This is a genomic window from Paraburkholderia sp. SIMBA_053 (assembly GCF_046534895.1).
GTDB classification, from domain to species: Bacteria; Pseudomonadota; Gammaproteobacteria; order Burkholderiales; family Burkholderiaceae; genus Paraburkholderia; species Paraburkholderia caledonica.
This window is the reverse complement of sequence record NZ_JAWRXU010001099.1, coordinates 1-256: the sequence shown is the minus strand read 5'-3', so window position 1 is coordinate 256 and position 256 is coordinate 1. Positions and strand designations below refer to the sequence as shown.

Below are 256 nucleotides of genomic sequence, written 5' to 3'. Positions count from 1 at the left end.
GGTTTGGTGGATGAGCTGAGGCTGCTTGTCTATCCGGTGATACTTGGGCGGGGGAAGCGGCTTTTTGGTGATGACGCTGCGGCGTGCGCGTTCAGGCTGGTGCAGTCGGTGGAGACGTCGCGTGGGGTGATTATCACGCGGTATTTGCGCGAGGGTGAGGTGCGGACTGGGGCGTTTGGGGATGAAGGTTAGGATTGCTGGGCCTGCCTGCCAGTGCGAAGGTTTGATGTTCCGTAACCCATGGGTTACAATCCGA

General features: G+C 59.4%; 1 protein-coding gene. It reads left to right on the top strand.

Annotated elements, in window-relative coordinates; all coding sequences use genetic code 11:
- Nucleotides 1-192: dihydrofolate reductase family protein (locus SB753_RS39030; RefSeq protein ID WP_410805416.1), on the top strand; the 192-nt coding region annotated here is incomplete at its 5' end.
- Between the last annotated feature and the right edge of the window lie 64 nt (nucleotides 193-256).